This is a genomic window from candidate division KSB1 bacterium (genome assembly GCA_034506395.1).
GTDB lineage: Bacteria > Zhuqueibacterota > Zhuqueibacteria > Thermofontimicrobiales > Thermofontimicrobiaceae > Thermofontimicrobium.
This window is the reverse complement of record JAPDPQ010000036.1, coordinates 23,990-48,865: the sequence shown is the minus strand read 5'-3', so window position 1 is coordinate 48,865 and position 24,876 is coordinate 23,990. Positions and strand designations below refer to the sequence as shown.

At 45.8% G+C, this 24,876-nt stretch carries 17 protein-coding genes; 15 read left to right on the top strand and 2 right to left on the bottom strand.

Annotated features, from left to right (window positions below; translation table 11 throughout):
* From ONB37_17435 to ONB37_17415, 5 genes are all read left to right on the top strand, one after another.
* On the top strand, positions 1–1,100 hold a 1,100-nt coding region (locus ONB37_17435; GenBank protein ID MDZ7401944.1), incomplete at its 5' end, for a hypothetical protein.
* A gap of 156 nt (positions 1,101–1,256) precedes the next feature.
* Positions 1,257–2,477: an aconitase X catalytic domain-containing protein gene (locus tag ONB37_17430; protein MDZ7401943.1), complete on the top strand. Its 1,221-nt coding sequence runs from the start codon at positions 1,257–1,259 to the stop codon at positions 2,475–2,477.
* 272 nt (positions 2,478–2,749) lie between these two features.
* Positions 2,750–3,151, top strand: coding sequence for a DUF126 domain-containing protein (locus tag ONB37_17425; protein ID MDZ7401942.1), 402 nt, complete (start codon positions 2,750–2,752; stop codon positions 3,149–3,151).
* On the top strand, positions 3,129–3,920 hold the full coding sequence (locus tag ONB37_17420) for an isopentenyl phosphate kinase (GenBank protein MDZ7401941.1): 792 nt from the start codon (positions 3,129–3,131) through the stop codon (positions 3,918–3,920). The genes ONB37_17425 and ONB37_17420 overlap by 23 nt, the downstream gene beginning before the upstream one ends.
* A 171-nt stretch (positions 3,921–4,091) precedes the next feature.
* Positions 4,092–4,886, top strand: coding sequence for an SDR family NAD(P)-dependent oxidoreductase (locus ONB37_17415; GenBank protein ID MDZ7401940.1), 795 nt, complete (start codon positions 4,092–4,094; stop codon positions 4,884–4,886).
* A gap of 10 nt (positions 4,887–4,896) precedes the next feature.
* Here ONB37_17415 and ONB37_17410 read toward each other — a convergent pair whose 3' ends face one another.
* Both ONB37_17410 and ONB37_17405 read right to left on the bottom strand, forming a co-directional pair.
* Positions 4,897–6,447, bottom strand: coding sequence for a B12-binding domain-containing radical SAM protein (locus tag ONB37_17410; protein MDZ7401939.1), 1,551 nt, complete (start codon positions 6,445–6,447; stop codon positions 4,897–4,899).
* The gene (locus tag ONB37_17405) at positions 6,444–7,169 is read right to left on the bottom strand and encodes a MerR family transcriptional regulator (protein MDZ7401938.1); all 726 of its coding nucleotides are present in this window, start codon (positions 7,167–7,169) and stop codon (positions 6,444–6,446) included. Before ONB37_17405 ends, ONB37_17410 begins: the two co-directional genes overlap by 4 nt.
* 417 nt (positions 7,170–7,586) lie before the next feature.
* Between ONB37_17405 and ONB37_17400 the strand changes: the two genes are divergently transcribed.
* The 10 genes from ONB37_17400 to ONB37_17355 all read left to right on the top strand — a co-directional run bounded on the left by ONB37_17400 (position 7,587) and on the right by ONB37_17355 (position 24,854).
* The gene (locus ONB37_17400; GenBank protein MDZ7401937.1) at positions 7,587–9,491 is read left to right on the top strand and encodes a T9SS type A sorting domain-containing protein; all 1,905 of its coding nucleotides are present in this window, start codon (positions 7,587–7,589) and stop codon (positions 9,489–9,491) included.
* A 286-nt stretch (positions 9,492–9,777) separates the two neighbouring features.
* Positions 9,778–12,870, top strand: a complete 3,093-nt coding sequence (locus tag ONB37_17395; protein MDZ7401936.1) for a cohesin domain-containing protein — start codon at positions 9,778–9,780, stop codon at positions 12,868–12,870.
* 187 nt (positions 12,871–13,057) lie between these two features.
* Entirely contained in the window at positions 13,058–14,032 is a 975-nt protein-coding gene (locus tag ONB37_17390) for an ABC transporter permease (GenBank protein MDZ7401935.1), read from the top strand.
* Positions 14,033–14,604: 572 nt separating this feature from the next.
* Entirely contained in the window at positions 14,605–15,435 is an 831-nt protein-coding gene (locus ONB37_17385; protein ID MDZ7401934.1) for an ABC transporter permease, read from the top strand.
* Positions 15,436–15,827: 392 nt separating this feature from the next.
* On the top strand, positions 15,828–17,285 hold the full coding sequence (locus ONB37_17380; protein ID MDZ7401933.1) for an alpha/beta fold hydrolase: 1,458 nt from the start codon (positions 15,828–15,830) through the stop codon (positions 17,283–17,285).
* A 731-nt stretch (positions 17,286–18,016) separates the two neighbouring features.
* On the top strand, positions 18,017–19,000 hold the full coding sequence (locus ONB37_17375) for an ABC transporter ATP-binding protein (protein MDZ7401932.1): 984 nt from the start codon (positions 18,017–18,019) through the stop codon (positions 18,998–19,000).
* Positions 18,997–19,725 (top strand): ABC transporter permease, encoded by a 729-nt coding sequence (locus tag ONB37_17370; GenBank protein MDZ7401931.1) that lies wholly within the window; start codon positions 18,997–18,999, stop codon positions 19,723–19,725. Before ONB37_17375 ends, ONB37_17370 begins: the two co-directional genes overlap by 4 nt.
* Before the next feature lies 1 nt (position 19,726).
* Entirely contained in the window at positions 19,727–21,538 is a 1,812-nt protein-coding gene (locus ONB37_17365) for a GldG family protein (protein MDZ7401930.1), read from the top strand.
* Between the two features lie 127 nt (positions 21,539–21,665).
* Complete coding sequence (locus ONB37_17360) at positions 21,666–22,754, top strand: DUF4340 domain-containing protein (protein MDZ7401929.1); 1,089 nt, start codon at positions 21,666–21,668, stop codon at positions 22,752–22,754.
* Positions 22,755–23,513: 759 nt separating this feature from the next.
* The gene (locus ONB37_17355) at positions 23,514–24,854 is read left to right on the top strand and encodes a YCF48-related protein (protein ID MDZ7401928.1); all 1,341 of its coding nucleotides are present in this window, start codon (positions 23,514–23,516) and stop codon (positions 24,852–24,854) included.
* Positions 24,855–24,876: the final 22 nt, after the last annotated feature.

The window sequence follows — 24,876 nt, the reverse complement described above, 5'->3', positions numbered from 1 at the left end:
AACTTCATTTTAAGGGCGAGGTGAATGGCATCTCTACCGAATGGAGCGATGAGATTTCCGCCAGCAGCGGCTCGACTATCTATTTGACTGGCGCTCAATGGCAGCGCCGAGTTTCGTTGGTGAGCGAGCAAAATCTGACCATTCATTTCGAAGGCTATGATGGCGATGAGCCCGATGCCGATGACTCGCTGGGCAAGATCGATCTGACTTTTGGGCCTCCCAACTGGGGTGTGCAATATAATATCCAGAAAATCAAATCCAGCAATGGCGATTTCACCTTGTACTATTGGATCGTGGATGCAGGTACGCCTACGGGCTACAAGCGCCTGCAGGTAAAATTCGATCGCATCGATCTGAATGATGATGAAGACCCGTACGGTTCGGGCGAGCTATTTTTCAGCGGTATCGTGAATGGTCAGGAGACTGGCAAAAGCGGTCAGTTCGATCGGGATAGCGGCACCAAAATTTATCTCGGCGGAAAAGGCTGCTGGGAAAAAACCGTTTATGTCCCAGAGAATGGCTCGCTGCGCATTCATTTCAGCGGCTATGATGATGACTGGCCCGATTCGGATGATTCGCTGGGTGAGATCAATTTGGCTTATACCCAGGCGGACAATTGGGGGATTGGCTGCAACCAGCGTGCCTCGAGCAATAACGATTTTGTGTTGCATTATCGGATAAAAGATCTGGACGCGAAGCCGGCTGCCGATGAAGAGCTGTTTATCGTCACCTTCAGAAAGATCGAGGTGCATAACGACGAGGATAATGCTGGTTCTGGCGAGCTATTTTTCTATGGTGCGGTGAACTGTGATTACACGTCGCTCAGTAATCAGATGGATTTGAATTCTGGCTCCAGCCGCGAGTTAGTCGGAGGCAATTGGTTCAAGCGGGTTCGGGTACGCGTTTACAACGGTGCAAACATTCATATCTTTTTTACAGGCTACGATGCCGATGTCACAACGGCTGAGTCATTAGGCGATATTTTTGTCACGCATTCAGCGCAGGACAATTGGGGGGTTGATCAATCGCATCGGGTCCGATCGTCCAATGGGGATTTCACGCTGACTTATACGGTGGAACGACCGTATGTGACCAAATAATGAGCCGATGCCCGTTTAATGATGGATGATCACGCTGAGGCAATTTAATAATCAGCATCGGATCATTTCAGATCCCAGATCGGCTGTCTGAAATCATTTTTTTCCGATTCAAAAGGCATTTCTGTGGCATTTCAGTTCTGTGGGAGCTCATTTTTCATGAAGCTTACTAAAAAAGAACAAGCATTATTAGACGGCAAACACGGACTTGGCTTAAAAAAAGCCATAGAGATTCTGGTTGCTCTGGGCCAAATCTATGGGGCGAAAGAAATGGTAGCGGTAACTTCTGCCCAGATCGCAGGAGTCAGCTATAAAAACATCGGCGATCCAGGGTTGGAATTTTTGCGCGATTGGGCCGATCAGAATGCCCGGGTTCATATCCCAGCATTTATGAATCCGGCTGGGATCGATCGGCAGTTGTGGCGGCAGCTGGGATTTCCCGAGGAATTTGCGCAAAAGCAGCTCGAGATTATCGAAGCGCTGAAACGAATGGGCGTGCGGGCGACATTAACCTGTACACCGTATCACATCGGAATTGTGCCCCAGAAGGGGGAGCATATTGCCTGGAGCGAATCTTCTGCAGTGTGTTACGCTAATTCGGTCTTAGGGGCGAGAACGAATCGAGAAGGGGGGCCCTCAGCATTAGCAGCCGCATTTTGCGGTCGAACACCACGATTTGGATTGCATCTTCATGAAAACCGATTAGCGACGCACCGGGTTTTGGTCAATTGCCAATTAAAATCATCGGCTGATTTTGGTTTGCTGGGTTATGTAGTCGGCAAAAAGATTGGGAATGGCGTTCCATTTTTTCATGGGATCGATCTGCCAGCCGATGAAACCGCGCGGATAGTCTGCCTCAAAGCATTGGGAGCAGCGATGGCAGCTTCCGGAGCGGTGGCGCTGTACCACATCGAGGATTTTACGCCCGAGGCAATATCCTATGGCGAGCGAATGATCAAGCAAAATGCGGCTGTGATCGAAATTCAATATCTGGAAGACGCAAGAATCGTATTGAATCAGCAAGGCAATCAAATCGACCTGGTAACGCTGGGATGTCCTCACGCCTCGCTGGAAGAATTGAGAGTGATTGCAGAAATGATTGGCCAGCGCCAATTGAAAAAACCATTATGGATCGCCACTTCCGCCATTGTCCGAGAGGATGCCAGAGCCAACGGCTGGCTCGAAATCATCGAAAGGGCTGGTGGAAAAGTATTGGCCGATACCTGCATGGTGGTCGCCCCACTTGAGGAGATGGGGATCAAATATATTGCGACCAACTCGGCCAAAGCCGCGACTTATTTGCCATCTCATCAGGCGGCCGTTGTCCGTTATGGGACGACGGAACAATGTGTTCAAGCGGCGATCAATGGGCATTTTTAACTTGCAATTCAAGAATCGGAGCTGATAGTCGTCAGACCATATTGCCCGAAAAATAGATGAGCTCAACGGGTGAAAATCCAAAAAGAAAAATCCTTCAGGTTCACCTATCAGCGGGGTGACAAAATAACCGATCAAATTTTTCACACTCGAGGTCTATGGGAGCATCCGATGGATAGCTAACCTGACTCCTAAAAATCTAAAGAATGAAAACCAGTTAGGTTGGTTCTATCAATTGAGTATCTTTTTCTGACAGGGATCGCAGGGAGATGTTGATGAGTATCTTGACAGGACGAGTTATCTTTTCCGGCAAAGCGCGCGGAAAAGTTGTGAAATCCGATTTGCCCATCAGCTTTTTTGGTGCAGTAGATCAGAAAACCGGGATCATCAAAGAGCCGAGACATCCATTGCAGGGACAATCCATTGCTGGGAAAATTTTGGTGTTCCCTCACGCCAAAGGCAGCACGGTAGGGTCTTATATCCTTTATGCATTAAAGAAAAATAATGTTGCCCCGGCTGGCATGATTCTTGAACAATGTGAGACAATCGTCGCCGTTGGGGCGATCATTAGCGAGATCCCTACGGTCGACCAAGTGGCAATTGATCGATTTCAGACCGGTGATGTGGTTCGGATTGATGAAGGAGAGATCAAGATTGAGAAAAAGAGTGATTGTTAAAATTGGGGGGTCGTTTATCACGGATAAAAACAAGCCCGAGAGCCTGAAAGAAGATCGCGTGCGCAAGGTCGCTCGGGAATTGCTGGTGGCCGTGCGAACGGGTCAAGTGAGTTTGCTATTAACTCATGGCGCTGGCAGCTATGGCCATATTGTGGCTAAAAATTATCGAGCGCAGCAGGGAAGCAATGCCCAATTCGGTTGGCAGGCGTTTTATCAGATCCGGCAGGATATGATCAAAATGAACCTCCGCATCCTTCAGCTTTGTGCCGAGGAAGGCTTGTTTCCGATCACTGTTCAACCATCAGCCATTGCGATGGCCCAGGATGGCAAATTGCTGTTCATGGATACTCGGGCTATCCGCTTTTTACTGGACTCTGATCAGATTCCTCTGATCCACGGCGATATTGTGTTGGATGAAAAGCAAGATTTCACCATTGCCTCAACCGAAGATCAAATACAGAAATTGACCGATTATATCTTTTTCCACCGCATTGTGTTGATCAGCGATGTGCCTGGCGTGTTAGACGCTGAAGGAAAAGTCATCCCAGTGATCGACCAGAGCAATTATGAGAAGATAATTGCTCAATTGGGTGGCTCGGCTGGAACCGATGTCACCGGCGGGATGCGCTCCAAAGTAGAACAAACCTATCAGTTGATCCGAGAGAATCCCAATATCCAAGCGATCATCATTTCAGGAGATTCGGAGCCTGGCTCGATCGCTAAAGCGATTTTGGGTGAAGCGACCAGGGGAACAAAAATTTGTTACTGATAAATCTCAATAAGCAAGTTCCAAATATATCTCCATGCCGGTTCTTTTCAGATCAGAGATGACCATTTAGAGCAAAGGTCGTCAATTGCTTTTAAATTGGCTTTTGAAATTTGAGATTCTTTTGCCATTTGGCAGTCATAGCCGGGAAACTGTTAAATAGCCGAAATTCAGATGCTTTCAAAATTAATCTCCTACTGGCAAAATAAATCTGTGCTTATTACTGGTGCCTCTTCAGGTCTGGGCTATGCGCTGGTCGAGGCGTTGGCTCCTTTCCAAATTCATTTCTGCCTGTTAAGCCGCCGTGAAGAAAGAATGAAAGAGTTGGCCGAAAAATTGAAAAACAGCGGCAGCCGGTTCTGGATCCGGGCTTGCGATGTCCGCGATCGGCAAGCCGTTTATTCCGCCATCAACGACTTTTATCGCGAAGCAAGGCGATTGGACGTGGCCTGGGTGAACAGTGGCATCGGCGTCAATAATTCTTTTCACAAATGGGACTGGGACAAAATAGAATCGGTGATCAATACCAATTTGAAAGGGGCGATTTACACGATCCGCGCCTGCCTTGAGATCATGGTGCCGCAAAATTCCGGGACGATCGTCGGCATCGGCTCGGCCGTGGCCATGCGGGGAGTGCCGACTCGGGGGATCTACGGATTAACCAAAATCGGCCTCGATTATTTCATGGAGAGCTTGGCAACCGAATTCCCTCAGCTTCAATTCACCATAATCCATCCTGGTTTTGTAGATACTGAGATCAATCGCGGCCAGGGCCATCGCATCTGGTTAATGTGCCCAGAGAAAGCTGCCAAACTGATGATCAGGGCAGTGGCACGCAAACGAAAGGTCTACATTTATCCGTTCAGGATGAAATTGCTCTTCCATCTTATCCGAATGCTTCCCACACCCATCTATCGTTCGCTGGCACGCAAGGTGATCCTCCAACGCTACGAAAAAAATCCTGAATAGAGCAAGTTATCTATCTTGATACCACCATGCGACCAGGTTCATTCAAGCCAACCAAAGAATGGTCGCTGTGACGGCTTTCGCTTTTCATTTTCTCAATATTTTTATTGTAGAATTTCATCGGCAAGCGGATCACCTGCTTGAAGTCGATAGAGATTTGGAAATCGAAATTAGGTTTCAACAGTTCTAATACTTTGAGCCATAACCGGTTTTTCTTTTTCCAGATGCGGTTCAGTTTTCGAGCGTAGAGGCCGACCAAAACTTGATACCAACGGAATCGAATGGCGCGCTTCAATAGCTGTGTCCATGAATAAAAGGATTGATGGCCTTTGATCTGAGCGCGTTGCAGTTCGCCGATGCTCAAATGCTTGGCATCGAACACCGCGTGATGCGCATCGTACAACGTCCAATCGAAAAATTTGATACGTCCCTCTTCTTTCAATTTTCGAAACGTCTCTGAGCCAGGCAATGGGGTTAGAATTAGAAATTGGACTGTCCCGATAGCACTGCGGTTGGCGAAACGGATCGTTTCCTGAATCGTGGCAGGAGTATCGGTGTCGAAACCGAACACAAACATGCCATGGATCTGGATGTTATTTTTTGTGAGCACTTTGATGGCGGTTTTGATCTCGTCGACGGTTTGATTTTTTTTCATCGCTTTGAGGCTTTCTGGATCGACCGATTCGAAACCGATATAGACGGTTTCGCAACCTGCCTGACGCATGAGTTGAACCAGTTCCAGGTCCTTAGCCACATCGGCCCGCACCTGAGTGGACCAACTAAATTTGAATTTCTCAGCGATCATTGCGCGGAGCAGCTCTTTGGCGCGCTGGCGGTTCGCGGTAAAATTATCATCATAAAAAAATACCGCGTTCTTCTTGTCATCATATTGGCGCAGCTCATTGATGATATTCTCAGTGGAGCGATAGCGCAATTTCCTCCCAAACATGCCTGTGACCGAGCAGAACTCGCAATCGAACGGGCAGCCGCGCGAGGTTTGGATGGGGATGATCCGATACCCAAAGGTCCGCTTGATGCCCCCTTGGATGAGGGATAAATCAGGATAAGGAATGGCGTCCAAATTTTGAATGGGCTGACCCATCGGATTATGAAAATTCTTTCCATCTTGTCGAAACGATAAATTCGGAACGGAGCTGTAATCCCTTGTTGTCAGCCATTGTTGGAGGAACAGCGGCAAGGCTTGTTCGGCTTCGCCCCGAATGACAAAATCGGCGTGTTGTAAGGCTTCATCTGGCAGGTAACTGACGTGGGGTCCCCCCATGATAACTGGGATGCCCATCCCCCGCACCTGATCAGCGATAACGTAAGCCCGCGGCGCGGTGGATGTGATGGTCGAAATACCGATCATGTCTGCTGAGCTGATATGATCGAAATCCAATTCCTGGTTCTCCTCCAGAATTACCTGGACATCCCAATCCATTTTTTTCATAATCGTACCCAGAATCAAAATTCCGAGGCGGGGAATGACGAATTTCGAATAAATGTGTAAATTGGGGGATTTCGGTTCAATAAAAATGATCCTGGGACGGGTGGTAGAATTCATGTTTTTTTCTCCTTCGCAGCTTTGGTCGCTTGCAATTGATTCAATCGGTTTTCAAATTGTTTGATCTCTTTTTCTTTCTTTTTTAGAAGTTCCTCCCAGCGGTGAATACCCTCCTTGAATTGGTTCATTTTATCGAAAAAGGATTGGATGCGCTCTCGCATGGTTTGCAATTTGGTGCGTGTCTCGTCTGGTGGAAATGCATGGATGGACTTCTGGATCGCTAGAAAATCGCGGAACAGGTCTGATATCTCCTTAATTTCTTCAAGAGTGTAGCCGAACAATTGCAAATCGCTGATCAAATTGCAGAGATAAACCCAATGTTCTGCATAAAGTCGAAACCCACCCTCTGACCGTGTATCTGGTTCAATGATCCCCCGTTCTTCCCAGTATTTGATCGTGCGCGGATTGACATTTACGCGCGTCGCCAATTCACCCACTGTGAGCAGGCGCATCGATGGATGACTCTTTTCCTCAGCCTGTTTGGTTGATGGCAGACCGACCTTTTTGAGAATCTTCTCAATATCCTCAATACTGTATCCCATCGACTGAAATTGCATGATCTCTGTGAGCTGTTGAACCACCCGTTTTTCGAAGACTGGGACGTTTTCATCCACGGTTCCGATCGGCTTGATCATTTTGCGTTTCAAAATTTCCTGAAAGACTTCAGAATCAAGTTTCAGTTGCTCAAGAATCTCTTTTGTGGTCAGAATTTCCTTGTTCATAAATTTGCCAGTATGCTGATAGTTTATATTTTTCGACAGTATCAGTATACGTATAATTTTGATTAAAGTCAAGCTTTTTGTGTAAAACAAGTGTAAAAGAACAGGCCAATTTGATATCCATGCTGGTGCTTCATAACAAACAAATCAATGTGAGCGCGCTTCATGCTGGTCAGTATTTCCATAGTCCGAGGCAAAATATTTAGCAATTATGATTTCATGCAGGTTCCTCTGGGGAGCAACTTGGTCGATGAAAGTATGACAATAAAAAAATATCAGGACGGAAAAATTATGTTGCTATTTTAACAAAAATGGTTTAATTTTAATTGCGCTTTTGGAAAAGTAGACTCGCTTTTATAGCTTCATAAAATGGGGGGACTTAGTTTTCAGTTTCCAACTTGCAGCTTTGGGAGATGCGCTATGGCGAAAAAAGTCTTAATGTTTATGATCATCTGGGGCGCGTGGCTGATTATGATGGTTATTTCCAGCGCGGCACAGATTGCTGGCTATTGGAATAATGCTCGGGATTTGGACCCTGTGGTGGTTTCAGGCAATCTTATCCTTGGTTTGACAGGTGTTCCAGTCAATGAGGTTTATGTCTATAGATTTGATAACAGAGAACGCGATTGGTGTCCGATTCCTTTTCAGATTGATGAGAAGGATAATACAACCAATTACTGGCTACCCAATCCAAATGGTGTTTTTGACGGAAATGACGAGCTCGTTTTCATGGCTAAGGATGTTGGCGAGCAAGCCCCAGATGCCAGCTATTGGATCGATGACGCTGACTCTAAACAATATGAGAGGCTCGAAATAGCAATCGTGGACACCGTGACAAAACAGACTGGTTATGTCTATGTGTTTCGGTCCCCAAATAGGCTTCCTCTTTCTTCCGTTTCTTACATGATGTACCGCCCTGCTACTTCGAGCCAACCCGGAGCCGATAGCGTCCTCGCAAAAAGTTATGTAGAAAATCATACCCAAGGTGGCATTCCGACCGATTGGAAAATGCTCCATGGCACAGGAGTCGATATCTTGGATCGGCAGAAAATTCGGATTACGCTAAATTATGGGATTCTTATCTACGTCGATGAAACCATCAGTGAAACATCGTTCGATACAGTCAGAATCAAGCTCGGGCCAGTGCGGGTGATTCGAGAGGTTTTCTGGCATATCGATCTGTTCCCTGGCCTTATCTCACCAAAAGATCTGAATTTTCCTTTTCTGTACTACCCATTTAGCATCGAATCGGGCGGAATATCGGGATCGATCAAACCGAGTGATCATGTCGATATGATCCGGCAATCATTTGATCTCAATCCGAATGCCAATGGGATGAAATTTTATAATCCCTATAATCTTGCAGGGAAAATCATCGATGGGAGCGGCGGTACTGAGAACATCAATAACAAGATTGACGATGCCCCGGCAGTGAATTGGTGGATGGTGACTGGAAATCAGGGAACTTACAGTTTGGTCTTCCGAATTGAACCGATCGGCAATAAACGGACGCTGTATTACTATGATGAAAAGAAGACCAATAGCGACGATACTGGGGATCAGATGTCCTGGGGTGATACCGGGATCAAGATAGAAGGTAAAGATATCTCTGGAAATATCAGCGTCGGTTATCGCATCTATTTTTTGGGGCCGAATCAACCCATTAGCCTGGGGAGTGCATTGGCTAACAATTTTGCCAGTCCATTCAAACTCCAATTTCAGGCTAACCAGTATGTTCCTGTTGAGCTGGTTTATTTCCGAGCGTTGGAGACCCATGGAATGATCCGCTTAGAATGGCAGACCCAGACCGAATCGAATAATTACGGTTTTGAAGTCCAGCGGAAAACTGTTATAGATACGCTCTGGAAAGCTATTGCCGTGGTGCATGGACATGGAACGACCACCACGCCGCAATTATATTTCTATGAGGATCGCCCTGGAACGGTAGGAACGTACTATTATCGGCTCAAACAAATCGACTTTGACGGCAAGTTCGAGTACTCTCATGAAGTCCGAATAGATCTTGGTGCTCCGAAAACTTTTGCACTTCATCAAAATTATCCCAATCCGTTTAATCCAGAGACCACCATCCGCTATGAAATCCCAGTGGTGGATCAATCCGCTGTAATGGTGGAGCTCAAAATCTTTGATCTCTTGGGCCATGAGGTGAAAACCCTGATTCATGAGGAACAAAAGCCTGGGTATTATGCTGTTCGTTGGGATGGCACTGATGATAATGGTAGGATGGTCGCCCCAGGGACCTATTTCTATCGCCTCAAAGCAGATAATTTTATCCAAACCCATAAAATGCTGCTGATCAAATAGCTCAATGAGGACATGGATTGGTTGGCCATAGAAATAGCTTTCTTGATGAATCGGATGGATCAAACCGCTGAATTGATCGATTGAAATGATCCGGTTCATTGATTGTTTAGTGCATTATTTGAGTTAGTTCGACGATAAGAATACTAATGGCCTTTCGATGGCCATGAAATTAAGCCCCGCGACAATGGTTATCAGAATTTTGAGACAATAATTTTGCCCTACTTTGCAAAGGCGACCAGGTTTGCCTGGGAGAAAAATCCTCTAATCTTTTCGAGTAAAACTGGCTATGAAGAAAAGAAGCTGCTTATTAATTGTTCTGCTGATCGGTTGGCTCAGCCAAAAAGTTTTTGGGGGCGATTGGAGTGAGTCCCGCAAACATGAGGTGATGCTGTTCACGGGCAACTCGATCCCCAGGTTCATCCCAGCGCCGATCAGCCATATTTTCGTTTTCTCTTATCACGAATTGGATAATTCATGGCGCGAGCTCACCGTCCAAATTGATGAGCTGGATGGGAATGCTGGCTATTTTGGGACCAACTATAATGCATTGGTCGATACTGTGGATGAATTTCTGTTTCTGGCGGGAGAAGCGGGAGATAGAGCCCCAGCCACCAGTTGGATTGATGATGAAGACTCGCGGCAATATATTCGCTACGAGTTTGAGATCAATAATCCAGATGACCCCGCTACAAAAAAATATGTTTATGTCTATCGCTCCAGCACGTTGGCACATGACCCAAATCTGCCGATTTATTACATCAAATATATCGCGCCGACGACCGGGGTTGCAGATACCATTAAAGCCAAAGCCTACCTCGAAGGCCATAACTCGCTTGGCATTCCAGATGTTTGGCGAATCGCTGATTCGACTGGTGCCTATGGGCCAGATATTCTGGATCGACAGAAAGCGCGAGTGAATGGCAAATACCTATCGTTCCTCAGCTATAACATGACAGAAGAGAATTTAACTGTCACTCAATTAAATTATAAACGCGGGCCAATTCGCATCTTGCGCGATATCAGTTATAAAAGCTCGTTCGCTGGACTCGATATAAACGTAGGTACCTTTCAATATCGCTACTATCCCTATTATATCGTTGCGTTAGGTGCAGATAAAAAATTGGATAGCGATTATGGTGTGAAACTTATTCGACAGTCGTTTGATTTGAGCGCGAATGCGCGGGGCATGTTGTTCAATAATCCTTACAACCAAAATTTGGTGATTGACGGAATTGCTGAGCCTTCTCCACCAAATAAAACGATTGCTCCGAGCCCGGTTATGAATTGGTACATGTATCGAGGAAACATGGGGTCGGTTGTGGTGCTCAACGAATTTACGCCGCCAAGTAACGCCAGTTACGAATTATATTATCATGAGAGCCTCACTGGCAGTACGGCAGATGGGACAAATGATACTGGTGATAAAGTTTCCTATGGAGATGTGGGCATTTTGTTCAAGGGGGAGAAATTAAAAGGTAGCATCAGCCTGCCGTATCTCAATTATTTTCTGCCTGGCTTGCAGGACTCAACTCTGGGCCCTATTCTGGCAAATCAAGCAAAGAATCCCCTAACAAAAGATGTTTTCTTGCATAATTATATCGCTCCAGCACAAATCGCTGTCTCACTTCCCGATACGACTGGAGCCAGCCAGTATCCGATAGCTATTCCGATTACGATTGGAAATACGAACGGTTTAAATATCCTATCCACACAACTGGTTGTTCGTTTCGATCCCCAAATTTTGCAGGCCAAAGGGATCAGTCAGCTTAATACGCTGACCCAGGGCTGGGATTCTTCTGCTGTAAAAATTGCGAATGATACCCTCTTTGTAACACTGCAGGGGACACAAGCTCTCCAGGATAGCGGCGTACTTGTTTATTTGAATTTCAATGTGATCGGCTCGGAGGGCCAGCAATCACCGCTGCAATGGATTCGCGCCCGATTCAATCAATGGAATCCCATTGCTTTGGCAGATCATGGTTCGCTTCGGGTGCTCCCAATTCCAGAAGTTTCGGTCAGCCTGCCAGATACCACTGGTTTGGTCAATAGCCAGATTTTGATCCCAATTTACATCAGTGATGTCACTGACTTAGCCATTACCAGTTGCTCAATGGAGCTGCAGTATAATAAAAATATCCTCAAAGCTATCGAAGGGGTGACAGATCGAACGATTGCAGCAGGATGGAGCATTACCAACTTTGTCGATGTTGGTGGAGCATTAAGGATAAAAATGAGCGGCTTGCCCTTAAGCGGGAGCGGTCGCCTGCTCTGGATCAAATTTCAGATTATTGGTCAAGCCAATCAGTCCACCAATCTGACTTTTATCAGTGTGGTTTTCAATCAAGGTGTACCAAAATCGAAGACGACAAATGGCAAATTGCTGGTTATCAGCCCTCAATCCATCGAGGTTCAAGTGTCCATTCCTGATACTACCGCCCCTTCCCTCAGCCAATTGATCCTGCCAATTTATATTGCAAAGATCGGGGGATACCAATTGCGCGACTACGCTGGAGAAGTGAGATTTGATCCAAATGTTTTAGAATATCAAGGGGTGGATACGACTGCGACCGTTGCTTTTGGTTGGGAGATGCCGACAACGAATTATTCCTCTGGCGTTTTAAATTTCAGTGCTGTTGGTACGCAACCTATTGATCGCGAGGGAGTATTGCTATGGCTCAATTTTAATGTCATTGGAGCAGATAGTTCCACAACCCTAGTGGATCTTAGTCAAATGTCATTTAATTCAGGGTATTACTTGGCAGAAATGCGCGATGGAATGGTGCGTGTATTCGGTGTTGTTCCAGTCGAATTGAGTTCTTTTTCTGCCACGATAGTGGATCGGGATGTCCATCTCATCTGGACAACGGCTTCGGAACGCCATAACTTCGGCTTTTTTATCGAGCGGAAAAGTGAAATGGCATCGGAATGGCAGACAATCGGGTTTGTGCCCGGGAAGGGAACCACCGCCAAACCTCAGCAGTATGTTTTTATCGATCGCCATCCTGGTTCGCAGAATTGGTGCTATCGCCTGAGGCAACAGGACCTGGATGGGTCAATCACTTTTTCCCAAATCATCATGATCAATTTGCTGCCGAAACAGGTGGCTTTGGCGCAAAATTATCCCAATCCCTTTAACTCGACGACCCAAATTCGTTACGAATTGCCAGCTGGCCAGCATCAAGTGCGGTTGGTGATCTACGATTTGACAGGAAAAACGATCAGAAAATTAGTGGATGAAGCAAATCAAACTGGTGGGGCTTATCATATCATTTGGGATGGCCGTGATGAGATGGGGAACGCTGTTGCCTCAGGCATTTATTTCTATCAACTCTTGTCTGATGGCAAAATTTTCAAAAAGAAAATGATATTAGTAGAATAAAAGCATGGTGAAATCATTATTGCACACCACCAATCACTGATCACTGATTACTGATCACTGATTACTGATCACTGATCACTGATTACTGATTACTTTCTCTCACCCAAAAATCAGTGGGGAGTGCTCCACGGTTTATGCAATAAATTTCACCCAAAAGATTCACAGCGAAGGAAAAACTAAAAGAGAGATGCGCAATTACATCATTCGTCGGATTCTAACTATTATTCCCCTTTATTTCGGAATCACCATCATTACATTTCTCATTATTCACCTTGCGCCTGGCAAACCATCAGATCTGGAGGCACAAATGAAGCCGGGGCTGGCCATCGCCCGTGAGCGGCTGGAGAAGATCTATGGCCTGGATAAGCCGCTCCATATCCAATATTGGAACTGGGTGAAGAAAATGGTGATGCTGGACTTCGGCTATTCTTTCAAAGATAGTCAACCAGTATTGCAGAAGATCATGCGAACGTTGCCCAATACGATCATTTTGAATGTCGCGGCGCTGCTGCTGATCTATTTCATTGCCGTGCCGATTGGCATATTATCGGCAGTGAAACAATATTCTGTGTTCGACAAAGTCTCCACTGTCATGGTTTTTATTGGGATGGCCATCCCCAGTTTCTGGCTGGCGCTGCTTCTGATCTTGGTATTTTCGGTGAAACTGGGTTGGTTGCCTATTTCAGGAATGCATTCAATCATGGTGAATTTTCAATCCTTGACGTTTTGGGAGCGGAGCTGGGACCTACTCAAACATGCCATTTTACCAGTGTTTGTCCAGGCCTTTGCTGGTTTGGCCTGGTTATCTCGATATACTCGCTCCAGTATGTTGGAAATCATCCGCCAAGATTACATCACGACAGCGCGAGCCAAAGGGCTTAGCGAACGCACGGTAATTTTCAAACATGCATTGCGCAACGCATTGCTCCCAATTGTAACCATTCTGGGTTTAAGCTTGCCTGGACTGATCAGTGGCAGTGTCATCATCGAAAAGATTTTCGCGTGGCCAGGCATGGGAAGGCTGGCTTTCGAAGCTGTTATGGCGCGCGACTACCCTGTGATTATGGGCACTTCCGTATTCTCTGTGTTTCTTCTGTTGTTTGGGAATCTGTTGGCAGATATTTTGTACGGAATCGTCGATCCGAGGATCAAGTATGATTGATTTGATATTGTAACTCCCATTTTGATTTCGGCTAATGACAATTCTTGTCGGGTCAAAAAAACGAATAACGATTGAAAAAATGTCGATCACTCATACAATTGCTGGAGTCGCTTTCTTTCAATCAAATGTTAATTAATACCCGAACGAAAACCCATGTTTCTGTCATTTCGACCGCAGGGAGAAATCCTTGAGGCCAATAATCGTATAAAAACCAGATTCCTCACTTCGTTCGGAATGACATTTCTGCTAAAAAGTCAATAGTTTTCGTTCAGACACGAATGAATAGCTGTTTGCCTTTTCAGGCAAGATACGGACATTGTAAAGCATTTGAATTTTGAAGAAATCGAAGATTACTTTATCGGAGGTTATCAGCTAAGAGAGAACTGGCTCAAAACTTGAAAGGACAAGCGAGCCAGTTTTTATGAAGCGGAAACCCATTGCAGAATCGCCGTAACGATCTGGAACATGATAGAAATTCACTCAAAGATCAATTCCAATTAAGAACAGTTTGAAAAATCATCACAGTTTGAACTATCATTAAGCCTATGAACCGGACCGTCTCATCAAGCTCGATGCTGAGAATCATTTTTCGGCAGTATTGCAAGAATAAATTGGCAGTTGCTGGTGCGATCGTAATTATCATTTTAAGTCTGGCGGCCATCTTCAGCCCGCTTTTGACCCCATATGATCCTAATGCCATCAATCTCGACGAAATCTATCAACCGCCATCGTGGCGGCATCCGTTTGGCACGGATATGAATGGCCGGGATGTTTTTGCCCGCGTGCTTTACGGCGCTCGGATCTCCATGAGCGTTGGCTTTATCTCATCTGGGCTTGCGGGATTAATTGGCGTGTTGATCGGTGCGATCGCTGGCTTTTTTGGAGGGAAAATCGATAACATCCTCATGCGGTTTGTCGACTTAATCCTCTGCATTCCATCGTTTTTCCTGTTATTAATGGTTATCGCCATGCTGGAACCGAATATCTATAACGTAATGATCGTGATTGCAATCACGAGTTGGCCAGGCTTAGCGCGGTTGGTGCGGGCAGAAGTGCTCTCGGTTCGGGGACGGGATTATATCCAGGCCGCTATCGCACTTGGCATTGGACGCTGGCGCATTATTTGGCGCCATATCATTCCCAATGTCGTTGCTCCAGTGTTTGTGGCCGTTACGCTCGGTGTCGCTTCGGCCATTTTGGTCGAATCTGGTCTGTCCTTTTTAGGATTGGGCGTTCAGCCACCCACGCCAAGTTGGGGAAACATCCTATGGCAGGGCAGCTCGGTGATGCATTTCGCATGGTGGATGACTGTGTTTCCAGGCTTAGCGATCTTCGTGACCGTGCTGGGTTACAACCTAATCGGTGAAGGGCTGCGCGACGCTCTTGATCCTCGCTTACGCTAACAAGCAATCGGAAAAGTTTGCCAGATCTTTCCTAATTTGCCCGACATCATTCAAGTGTTCCGAACTGGCTCCATTGATGTCCGCAACGGGAGAACACAGCGCTCCCGATAAATTTGAGGTCATTATAAAATAGCAACGAATAAACGGCCCATTTTGGTTTATCAATGGGTGAACACTTTTCTCGCCAGCAGGGGAAAAGCGTATGCATCTCAAGAAATTTTCATTGTGCTGGATTGGGGATGCTATGCATTTGAGCAGTTGCTGGTTGCATTGTCCCATTGAGACTAATATTGTTTCAGAAAATTATCCAAGCGGGTGATGAAATTTTCTTGCACTTTCTGTTTATATGGTAACATTGGGATATTTTCGCGAAAATTCAGGGAGGAAGCATTATGAAAAAAATGACTTCGTTGATCTTTATGATGATCTGCTGCTATTTTTTGACCTTCATTCCTCATTTAGTGTCTGCCCAACAAAATCTGCAATTGACATCGCAAGTCGACCGCTTGATTGGCGTTTGGCAGGGCAAACTATCCTTTCCAGGTGCCGAATTGAGGATAGTCTTTCATCTCAACAAAAGCGAAACGGGCGAATTGACCACGGCACTTGATAGCCCCGATCAAGGTGCTTTCAACATCGCTACCTCTCGTACGAGCATTGTTCAGGACACTTTGGTTATTGAAGTTGCGATGATCCGAGGGCTGTTCAAAGGTAAAATCGCAGCGGATTTCAACTCGATCTCAGGAAACTGGCAGCAAAGCGGAATCTCCATTCCGTTGGAATTGACGCGCACCGATACCGCTCCGAAATTGAATCGACCTCAAGAGCCAACCAGGCCCTATCCATATCTGGAAGAGGAGGTCACTGTTCACAATGAAGCCTATGGGGTCGATCTGGCTGGTACCTTTACCCGCCCCCAAAGCAAAGGTCGTTTTCCTGCAGCAATTTTGATCACTGGTTCCGGGCCTCAGGATCGCGATGAGGCCATTTTCGGCCATCGGCCGTTTCTCGTACTGGCCGATTACCTTACTCGCCGTGGAATTGCTGTGCTACGGATGGATGATCGCGGGGTGGGAAAATCGACAGGAGATTTTTCTAAAGCCACTACTGAGGATTTTGCTGCGGATGTACTCGTGGCTGTAAATTATCTCAAAACTCGGGATGATGTCGATCCGAAAAAGATCGGTTTGATCGGACACAGTGAAGGAGGGATCGTGGCCCCAATGGTTGCCGCCCGCTCGAAGGATGTGGCGTTTATCGTGCTTATGGCTGGGACTGGTCTCACTGGAGAGCAAATTTTGTATCAACAGGCTGAGCTGATCGCTCGGGCAAATGGTGCTAATGATTCGATAATTGCGAAAAATCGGCACTCCCAAGAGCAAATTTTTGCCGTCTTAAAACATGAATCAGATGATTCGAATGCGATAAGAAAGCTTCGTCCAATACTTAAGCAATCTATTGAGCTACTCAGCGACACGGAAAGGAAGGCAATTAGCGATCCTGAAATTTACATCAACGCTCAAATTCGACAGCTCACATCGCCGTGGTTCCGATTGTTCCTCACGTACGATCCTAAAACTGCACTCTCTAAAGTAAAATGCCCAGTATTGGCGATCAATGGAGAGCTCGATCTACAAGTCCCAGCAAGGGAAAATTTGAAAGCGATTGAAGCGGCATTGAAGGCGGGAGGAAATAACCAGGTAACGATTCGTTCGCTGCCACAATTAAATCATTTGTTCCAAACTGCTAAGACCGGCTCGCCAAATGAATATGCAGTGATTGAAGAAACGATCGCTCCTTCGGCGCTTCAACTCATTGGTGATTGGATCATGAAACAGACCACCAATTAGCTTCGCTATTGGAAATTTGGGCGATCTCGGATGCCTTTTATCTGCCTATTGCACTAGCGGTGCTCTCTGCTACAGCCGGAACGTTATTTGTCGAATCCAAATAGAGCCGATCATGCAATAAGCGGAGAATTCTCTTTATCGAATGACCGAACACAACCTTTAAATTTGAATTAAAAAGGTCATTCTGAACGAAGTGAGGAATCTGTTTCCATTTAGGAGGTAAGGCTTACAGATATCTCCATGCGGTCGAAAGGACAAAAGGTAAGTTTTCCTTTAAGCGCTATATATCAATTCATTAAAGTTTAGCGAAATGAGAACGAAATGGCAACCTGATAAATTCGGAAAGGTTGCCATTTTTGTCGGTGGTGTTCGAAGCGTTGGTCAATTGGAAGATAAGCAACGGAGCCAAAGCAGCATCAAAAATTTTGATTAGCTGGGAACATTAACGGAGGGATAGACGTTTATAGTGTTGACTTTTGCGTTATCAAGAAATTCAACCTAATCGCTTAATTATGATATCATAAGGCAGTTACATTGTTATGATGAACCGCGCATAAATTAGGAGTTAGGTTTGAACCCTCAAATCAGAAAATCAGATTTAAATATTTTTCTCCATCTTACTCATTTTCATTTCTGCATTATCTTGCAATTTTTCTAATGATCCAAGCGGTCATTTTTCAATTTATGTGAAATAATGAAACATTTTTGGAATCGTAACAAAGGGAAGTGTTATGATCGAACTGGAAAAAGTTTGCAAGAACTACGGATTAACCAAGGCGCTGATTGACGTTAGTTTTAAGATTGAAAAGGGTCAGATTGTCGGGTTTGTTGGTCCGAATGGCGCTGGGAAATCGACAGCCATGAAGATCATTACAACCTATTCGGCCCCGACATCTGGCACTGTGAAAGTAGGGGGCTACGATGTGCTCGAACATCCCCTCGAAGTACGGCAATTGATCGGCTATTTGCCCGAAACTGTGCCGCTATATTCCGATATGCTGGTCAAAGAATATTTGGAATTCATCGGTGAAGCTAGGCATTTGAACGGCAAATTCCAGCAGCGATTCGATTGGGTTGTTCAGGCTGCTGGGCTAGAACCCGTTTTGAAGCGGAAGATCGGCGAGTTATCGAAAGGATTCAAGCAGCGAACTTGCCTGGCCCAAGCGTTGATCCACGACCCAGAAGTGCTGATCCTTGATGAACCGACATCCGGGTTGGACCCGTTGCAAATCATCGGCATTCGGAAATTGATCAAAAGTCTCGCCCATGAGAAGACCATCATTTTGAGCACCCACATTCTTCCAGAAGTGGCGACCATTTCGGATCGGATTTTGGTAATCAACCAAGGCCGAATCGTCGCCGATGGGACCTTTGAAGATTTGCGCAAAAGTGTCACACGCCAGACTTCGGTCTACTTGGCCGTCAAGAGCGCCAAAAAGGATTTCGAGGCAGCGCTCAAATCGCTATCTGGGTTGGAAAATATCGAATACGATGACAATCGCCGGCGCGGCGAAGTGGCGGCGCATCTGTTCTTCAAATCCAATGTTGACCCTGTCGAGAAATTGAACGAATTTATCCGGAGTCACAATTGGGAGATCTTGGAGTTTCATCCGGAGAAGCTTTCGTTGGAAGATGCTTTTATTCGATTGACTCAGGGGAATGGGGCCGAAAGGGCAGCGTCTGAGACAGTCGGAGAGCAAGGAGGTGCAGCATGAAAGATATCGGGATAATTTTTCGACGCGAATTTCGCGCTTATTTTTATTCGCCTATTGCGTATGTATTCAGCGTGATCTTTATTTTGCTCAATTCGGGCATTTATATGTTTACTTTCTTCTTTTATGGGAATGCTGATATGCGGGAGTTTTTCTCGGCACTGCCGCTCACCTTGGGGTTGATTTTCATTCCAGCGATATCCATGCGGCTCTGGTCTGAAGAGCACAAACTGGGCACAGTGGAACTGTTATTGACTTTGCCGATGAAGACAGAGCACATCGTGCTCGGTAAATTTCTGGCCAGTTTTGTGTTCTATCTGGTGGCGCTGTCTGGCACACTGGTGATCCCAATTTTGTTAGTCATTTTAGGGAAACCAGATTTTGGCCCGATCATTGGCGGTTATTTCGGGGCCATTTTGTTGGGAGCTTTTTATCTGGCCGTAGGAATTTTTATCTCAGGATTTTTTTCCGATCAAATCGTTTCGTTGATCATCACGAGTTTGAGCTGTGGTTTTTTGGCCTTGATCGGCTGGCAATTTGTCCCCATGGTGATTGATGGCTGGATCCCTGGGCTTGGCGAATTCCTCTATCAATATGTGGGCGTCACGCGCCATTTCAATGATATTGAACGGGGAGTGATTGATCTGAAGAGCATTGTGTATTTCTTATCGTTTACCGCACTATTCCTCTACCTGAATGCTAAATCGCTGGAAAGGAGGAAATTCTAGTATGAGAGATTTGAAGAAGGAATTTATTCGGACTTTTGTTATCGGCGCCCTTTTATTGGCGGGTATTGTCATTTTGGTCAACATGATTGTGAATATTTTTAATATTGGTCGATTCGATTTGACCGCCAATCGAATCTATAAGCTATCGCCGTCAGTGGGAAAAATTCTGTCGCAATTAGAGGCACCGATCGAAATTACCTACTATGTTTCATCCTCAGAGAAGATGCCGACGCAGTGGAAGAACCTGGAACGGGATGTGATCGATAAATTGGAGGAGCTGCGGATGGCATCCCGTGGAAAATTAACATACAAGATTTTCGATCCATCGGCGGAAGAAGAAAAGGAAGCATACGAAGAGCAGAAGAGTAAGGAACAAGAGAAACAGAAGTCAAAAGATGTGATCAAAGCTGATGAGAAAAAACCGAAAGTCACTCGGAAAAAGATTGCTGAGCAGCTTTATGAACGAGGTGTGATTCCCTTTGGCGTTCAGAGCACAGAGCGCGACGAGCTATCAGTGAAGCGCGTTTATTCGTCGCTGGTGCTGTCCTATTTGGATCGGAAAGAGGATGTGATCGAAGAAGTCCGTCCTGAGACGTTCGGCAATCTGGAATATGAGATCATCTCGCGAATTTATAAACTGGTCTCGAACAAGCGGCCCAAAATCGCCTTCTATCCAGGGCAACCCGAAATCCCGGCGCAATATCGGCAGTACTATCAGCAGCAGCCGCCCGATCAGTACGATTATGCGGAGAAACTCTTGCGCGAGTCTGGATATGATGTGACGCGGACCAACATTAAGAAAAACGATCCAATACCTTCAGATATCCAGACGTTGGTATTAATGATTGATCAGCCGCTCACTGAACGTCAGCTTTATGAGATCGACAAAGCGATCCACAACGGGGTGCGTGTGGTGATGGCGGCCCAGGAGTACAATTACCAAATCATGCCGTCGCCTGGGCAACCCGGGCAATTTGATCTGCGGGGAATGCCGAGTCGGCTCAATATCAATTCATTGACAAAAAATTATGGCTTCGAATTCGATGACAAAGTGTTCATGGATCGGAGCAGTGCCTATATTCAAATTCCAGTGTATCAAACCCGACGTATGGGGATTCTTCAAATTCGCGAACAGCGTTATGAGCCAGTCACAAAGCCTGTAATCATCAAAGTAAACCCAGAAAACATCAATTCTGAAGTGTCGATATCCAATAAGATCACAGAGCTGTTCTACATGTACGGAACGCGGCTTTTGGTTCATGAAGACATCATGAAAGAGAATAAGCTGGATCATAAAGTGCTTTTTACGTCGAGCAATTTTAGCTGGACGCGAGATGCATATGGCTATGGAAATATCGATGTCTCTGAACCCCCTGCTGAAGATGTATTAAGGCACCAACCGCTTGGTATCTTTGTGAGCGGCAAGTTCAAGCCGAAATATGTGGATCAAAACATTCCGCGATGGACGGATGAGTACGGAAGCAAGCCAGATACCACAGAGCCAGAGAGGCCATCCGAGATTACAGGAGAGCCAAAGGAGAACAAGATCATCGCTATTGGATGCAGCAATATGTTCAAAAGTGACATCTTGCAAGCGGTTACCAGCCATCGGGCGCTCCTGCTGAATGCGGTCGATGCCTTGACCCTCGGCGATGAACTGATTAATATTCGATCCAAGAACATTGTGGCCCGACGCATTCGAGCGACCAGCGGAGTAGGGAAAGCGCTCTCGAAGGCGTTCGTCGTCTGGTTCCCACCTTTGGTGTTCATCGCATTGGGGATATTCATTAATCTCAAGAGAAAAAAGAAATAATTCGATCAATTCGAGGCCAGTGAAACTGTATCAGTTCCGCTTCGCTGGTCAAATAGCTCGATTCATCTGGATTATATGATCGGTTAGTTTGGGTAACGGTACGGAGAAAAAATAGAGGATTGGGGCAATGAAACAAAAACAGCTTTACACTTTCGCAGGTGTTTTTGTGGGGCTGCTGGTTATCTATCTAGCGCTCAGTTTGGTTGTGAAGCAGAAGTACAAAAGTGTCAATGTGGACGATTTGGTGCAATCGGTCGTGATTGGTGTCTCTAAAGATGACATCAAGAACATCGAGGTCTACAAGGAAACTGGAGGCCAGCAGCCCATTCGCATGGCATTTACCATGGCTGATGGCAATTGGTACATCACAACTAAATATAATTGCAAAGCCCAAAAAAGCAGAATTGACGGTCTACTGAACAATGTGCTTGAGATGACTGGTAAAGTGCGCTCTTCCAGCGCCGGTCATTTCGACACTTACAAAATCAGCGATGCTCAGGGGATCCATCTATTGTTGAAAGATGAGGCCAATAAGCCCCTGGTGAACCTGGTGATCGGCAAACGCGGGGATGATTACAATTCTGGGTTCGTCCGCTTCGGAGGCAAAGAGAAGGTCTATGCGGTTGATAAAAATCTGTTGTCGAGCCTCAGTATCTATGGCGAAGTTGACACTCTCACGCAATTCAATGATAACAGCTTTGTCGACCTGTTAGCAGTTGATCAGAAAAAGGACGATTTAGAGTTTGTTGCTTTAGTGGCGAATGGGAAAGAGCTCGTTGTGAAACAGAACAAAAAAGAAGTCGAGGTCACCAATCCCGATTCCACGAAATCTACCAGAACTGAGAAAGAGTGGGTGCTCTTAAAAGGTCCTCGGGAGATCAAGCTGGATCAGAAAGAGGTGGATAATTTCCTTCGGGATGTCACCCAAATTCGTGCGCAGGAAGTGGTCGATCGCATTGGCGGAGGTGGAGCGATTTCGCTGAGCGATTTCAATAAGCCGATGAAATATGGGGTCGATCGCGCCACCCATTACATTATCTTCCAGAAGCCAGGCAAAGAGCGTGAGATGATTCTATTTGGAAGAGAGTATGAGAAAGACAAAGGATACTATATGTTCGTCCGATACGATGGCCTGGTTTATAAATTGATCAAGATCACTTACGACAAAATTTTCAAATGGGTCGATGAACTGCCTAAAAAGGTGGCTAAGTCATGATCTTTTTGGATAGTTTTGCCTATTTGATATTAGAATGAACCATAGCAATTGTCGCTGATCGAATTTTGCTTAAGCTTGAGCATTGGCTTTCCAATCTAAAAGAAAATGGCCTTTCTGGAGGTCAATGGACTTCCGGAGAGGCCTTCTTTTTCTGAAAAAACTCTTTGGGCCTTAGCTGTTGCTTCCTAACTGATGCGAAAGTTAGCGAACCATTGGATAGGCCAAACCACTTTCTTCTGAACAACGCGCAGCGTCCAATTACTTTGCAGTTACTATAAGAATTTTTTTGTTGAACCAAATTGAAGATGACTTAGTAAAATGCAATAGAATCGCTACCACAGAGCAGCTTGAGTAATCGCATTCAATAATTATTCGATAAGTTGGGATCGCGCTTTTTTGATGAACCATTTGGTGCTCGAAGCAAAACTGATCTTTTTTTCGTTTCGACCGGAAAGTTGGTGAAGAGAAATCAATAATTTTCACGATCTAAATGTATCCAGATTCCTCTTCGCCAAATAGTGGACCGGAACGATTTTTCAATTCAAATTTAATGGCTTTCGTTCAGGCACTATTTACTCAAATCCCAGCACGATATGGACCTAAATTACACCGACAACCGGCTGTGTAAATTACCTCTAATTCCCCACATTGAAAAGGACACAAAGGGAGGTTTGCAGCTTCAAAATCGGCTATTTGCTTAATCTGACAAAATAATAATACTGCTAGATGAATAGCTGAGAAATTTGGGAGGAATAAGAAATGAAAAACTCAATTCAAGCATGGCTTTTAGCATTATTTCTTGTCGCTATGCCATTAAGCGACGCTTCGAGTCAATGGTGTGAGTTGTTGTTTCCTACACAAGAGGAGCTCCATAAGATTCGATTTGTAAATGAAACGACTGGGTGGGTGATTGGGACCGATTTCATCTATAAAACGATTGATGGTGGCAGAACCTGGGAAGCTCAAGAAGCGGTTGCAGGAAAAACGGGATGGTGGGGCTATGCTCTCTGTCCCATCTCTGAGACTGTTATTCTTTATGCCAGTCTCCAGGCTAAAAAGAGCCAATTGGGTATTCGCCGAAGCACAGATGGAGGTAAGACATGGACTCAGGTTACCACAACGCCGTTTTATTGTTTGGAAATCGAATTTGTCAATGACCAAATCGGCTATGCAGCGGGTGGCGATACGGTGTCATACAAGCCGGTGATCCAAAAGACGGTGGATGGAGGCGCGACCTGGAGGCTCGCCTCTGATCAATTTAGCCCAGCAAAGAATGAAATTACTGGCATTTCGTTCATCAACGAACAAATCGGTTGGGCTATTACTTACGACGGGTATGTATTTCAAAGCATCGATGGAGGGAGCCACTGGTCCTGCATTGATTCGATCCGAACCACCCTGGTAACGGGCAATCCTCCAATGCGCGATATCGAGTTTGTCACCGCCGATAGCGGTTGGGCGATTGGAGGAATAGCTGGGGGCATGACGATCGCGAGAACCGTAACTGGTGGGAAGGGATGGATCATCGATGTTCATGGTGGGAGCAGCCTCCGAGAGGTCCATTTTGTGACAAGCAAAATCGGCTGGATTTGCGGCGAAAGCAATGCACATCCTTTCATTGCGAAAACTATTGATGGCGGTTTGAGCTGGGAGGACCAGACGCCACAAATTAACGGGATCGTCGGCGTTCAATCGATTTCGATCGTCAACCAATCAATGGGCTACGCCGCGGCGCATAAATCAATTCACAGGATTCCAATCGTTCTCACCATGAGTAATCCTGTCTCGGTTGATCCAAATCGAGATCATCTGACTCGACCCAATCGGATCGTTCTGCTACCCAATTATCCGAATCCCTTTAATCCAGATACGCGCATCGATTACGTGATCAGTACTTCAGGTGACGTCTCACTCAAAATTTACAATGTCAATGGTGAAGAGATCGTCACTTTAGTGAGTGGTCATCAGCAGCCAGGCGCTCAATCAGTCCATTGGGATGGCCGTGATGATCAGGGGCGTATGATGCCATCAGGAATTTATATCTGTCGTCTCAAAGCCGGGGATGTTGTCTTGGCGCGGAAGATGAGCCTGGTTAGATAGCTCAATTCTTCCAATAACGATT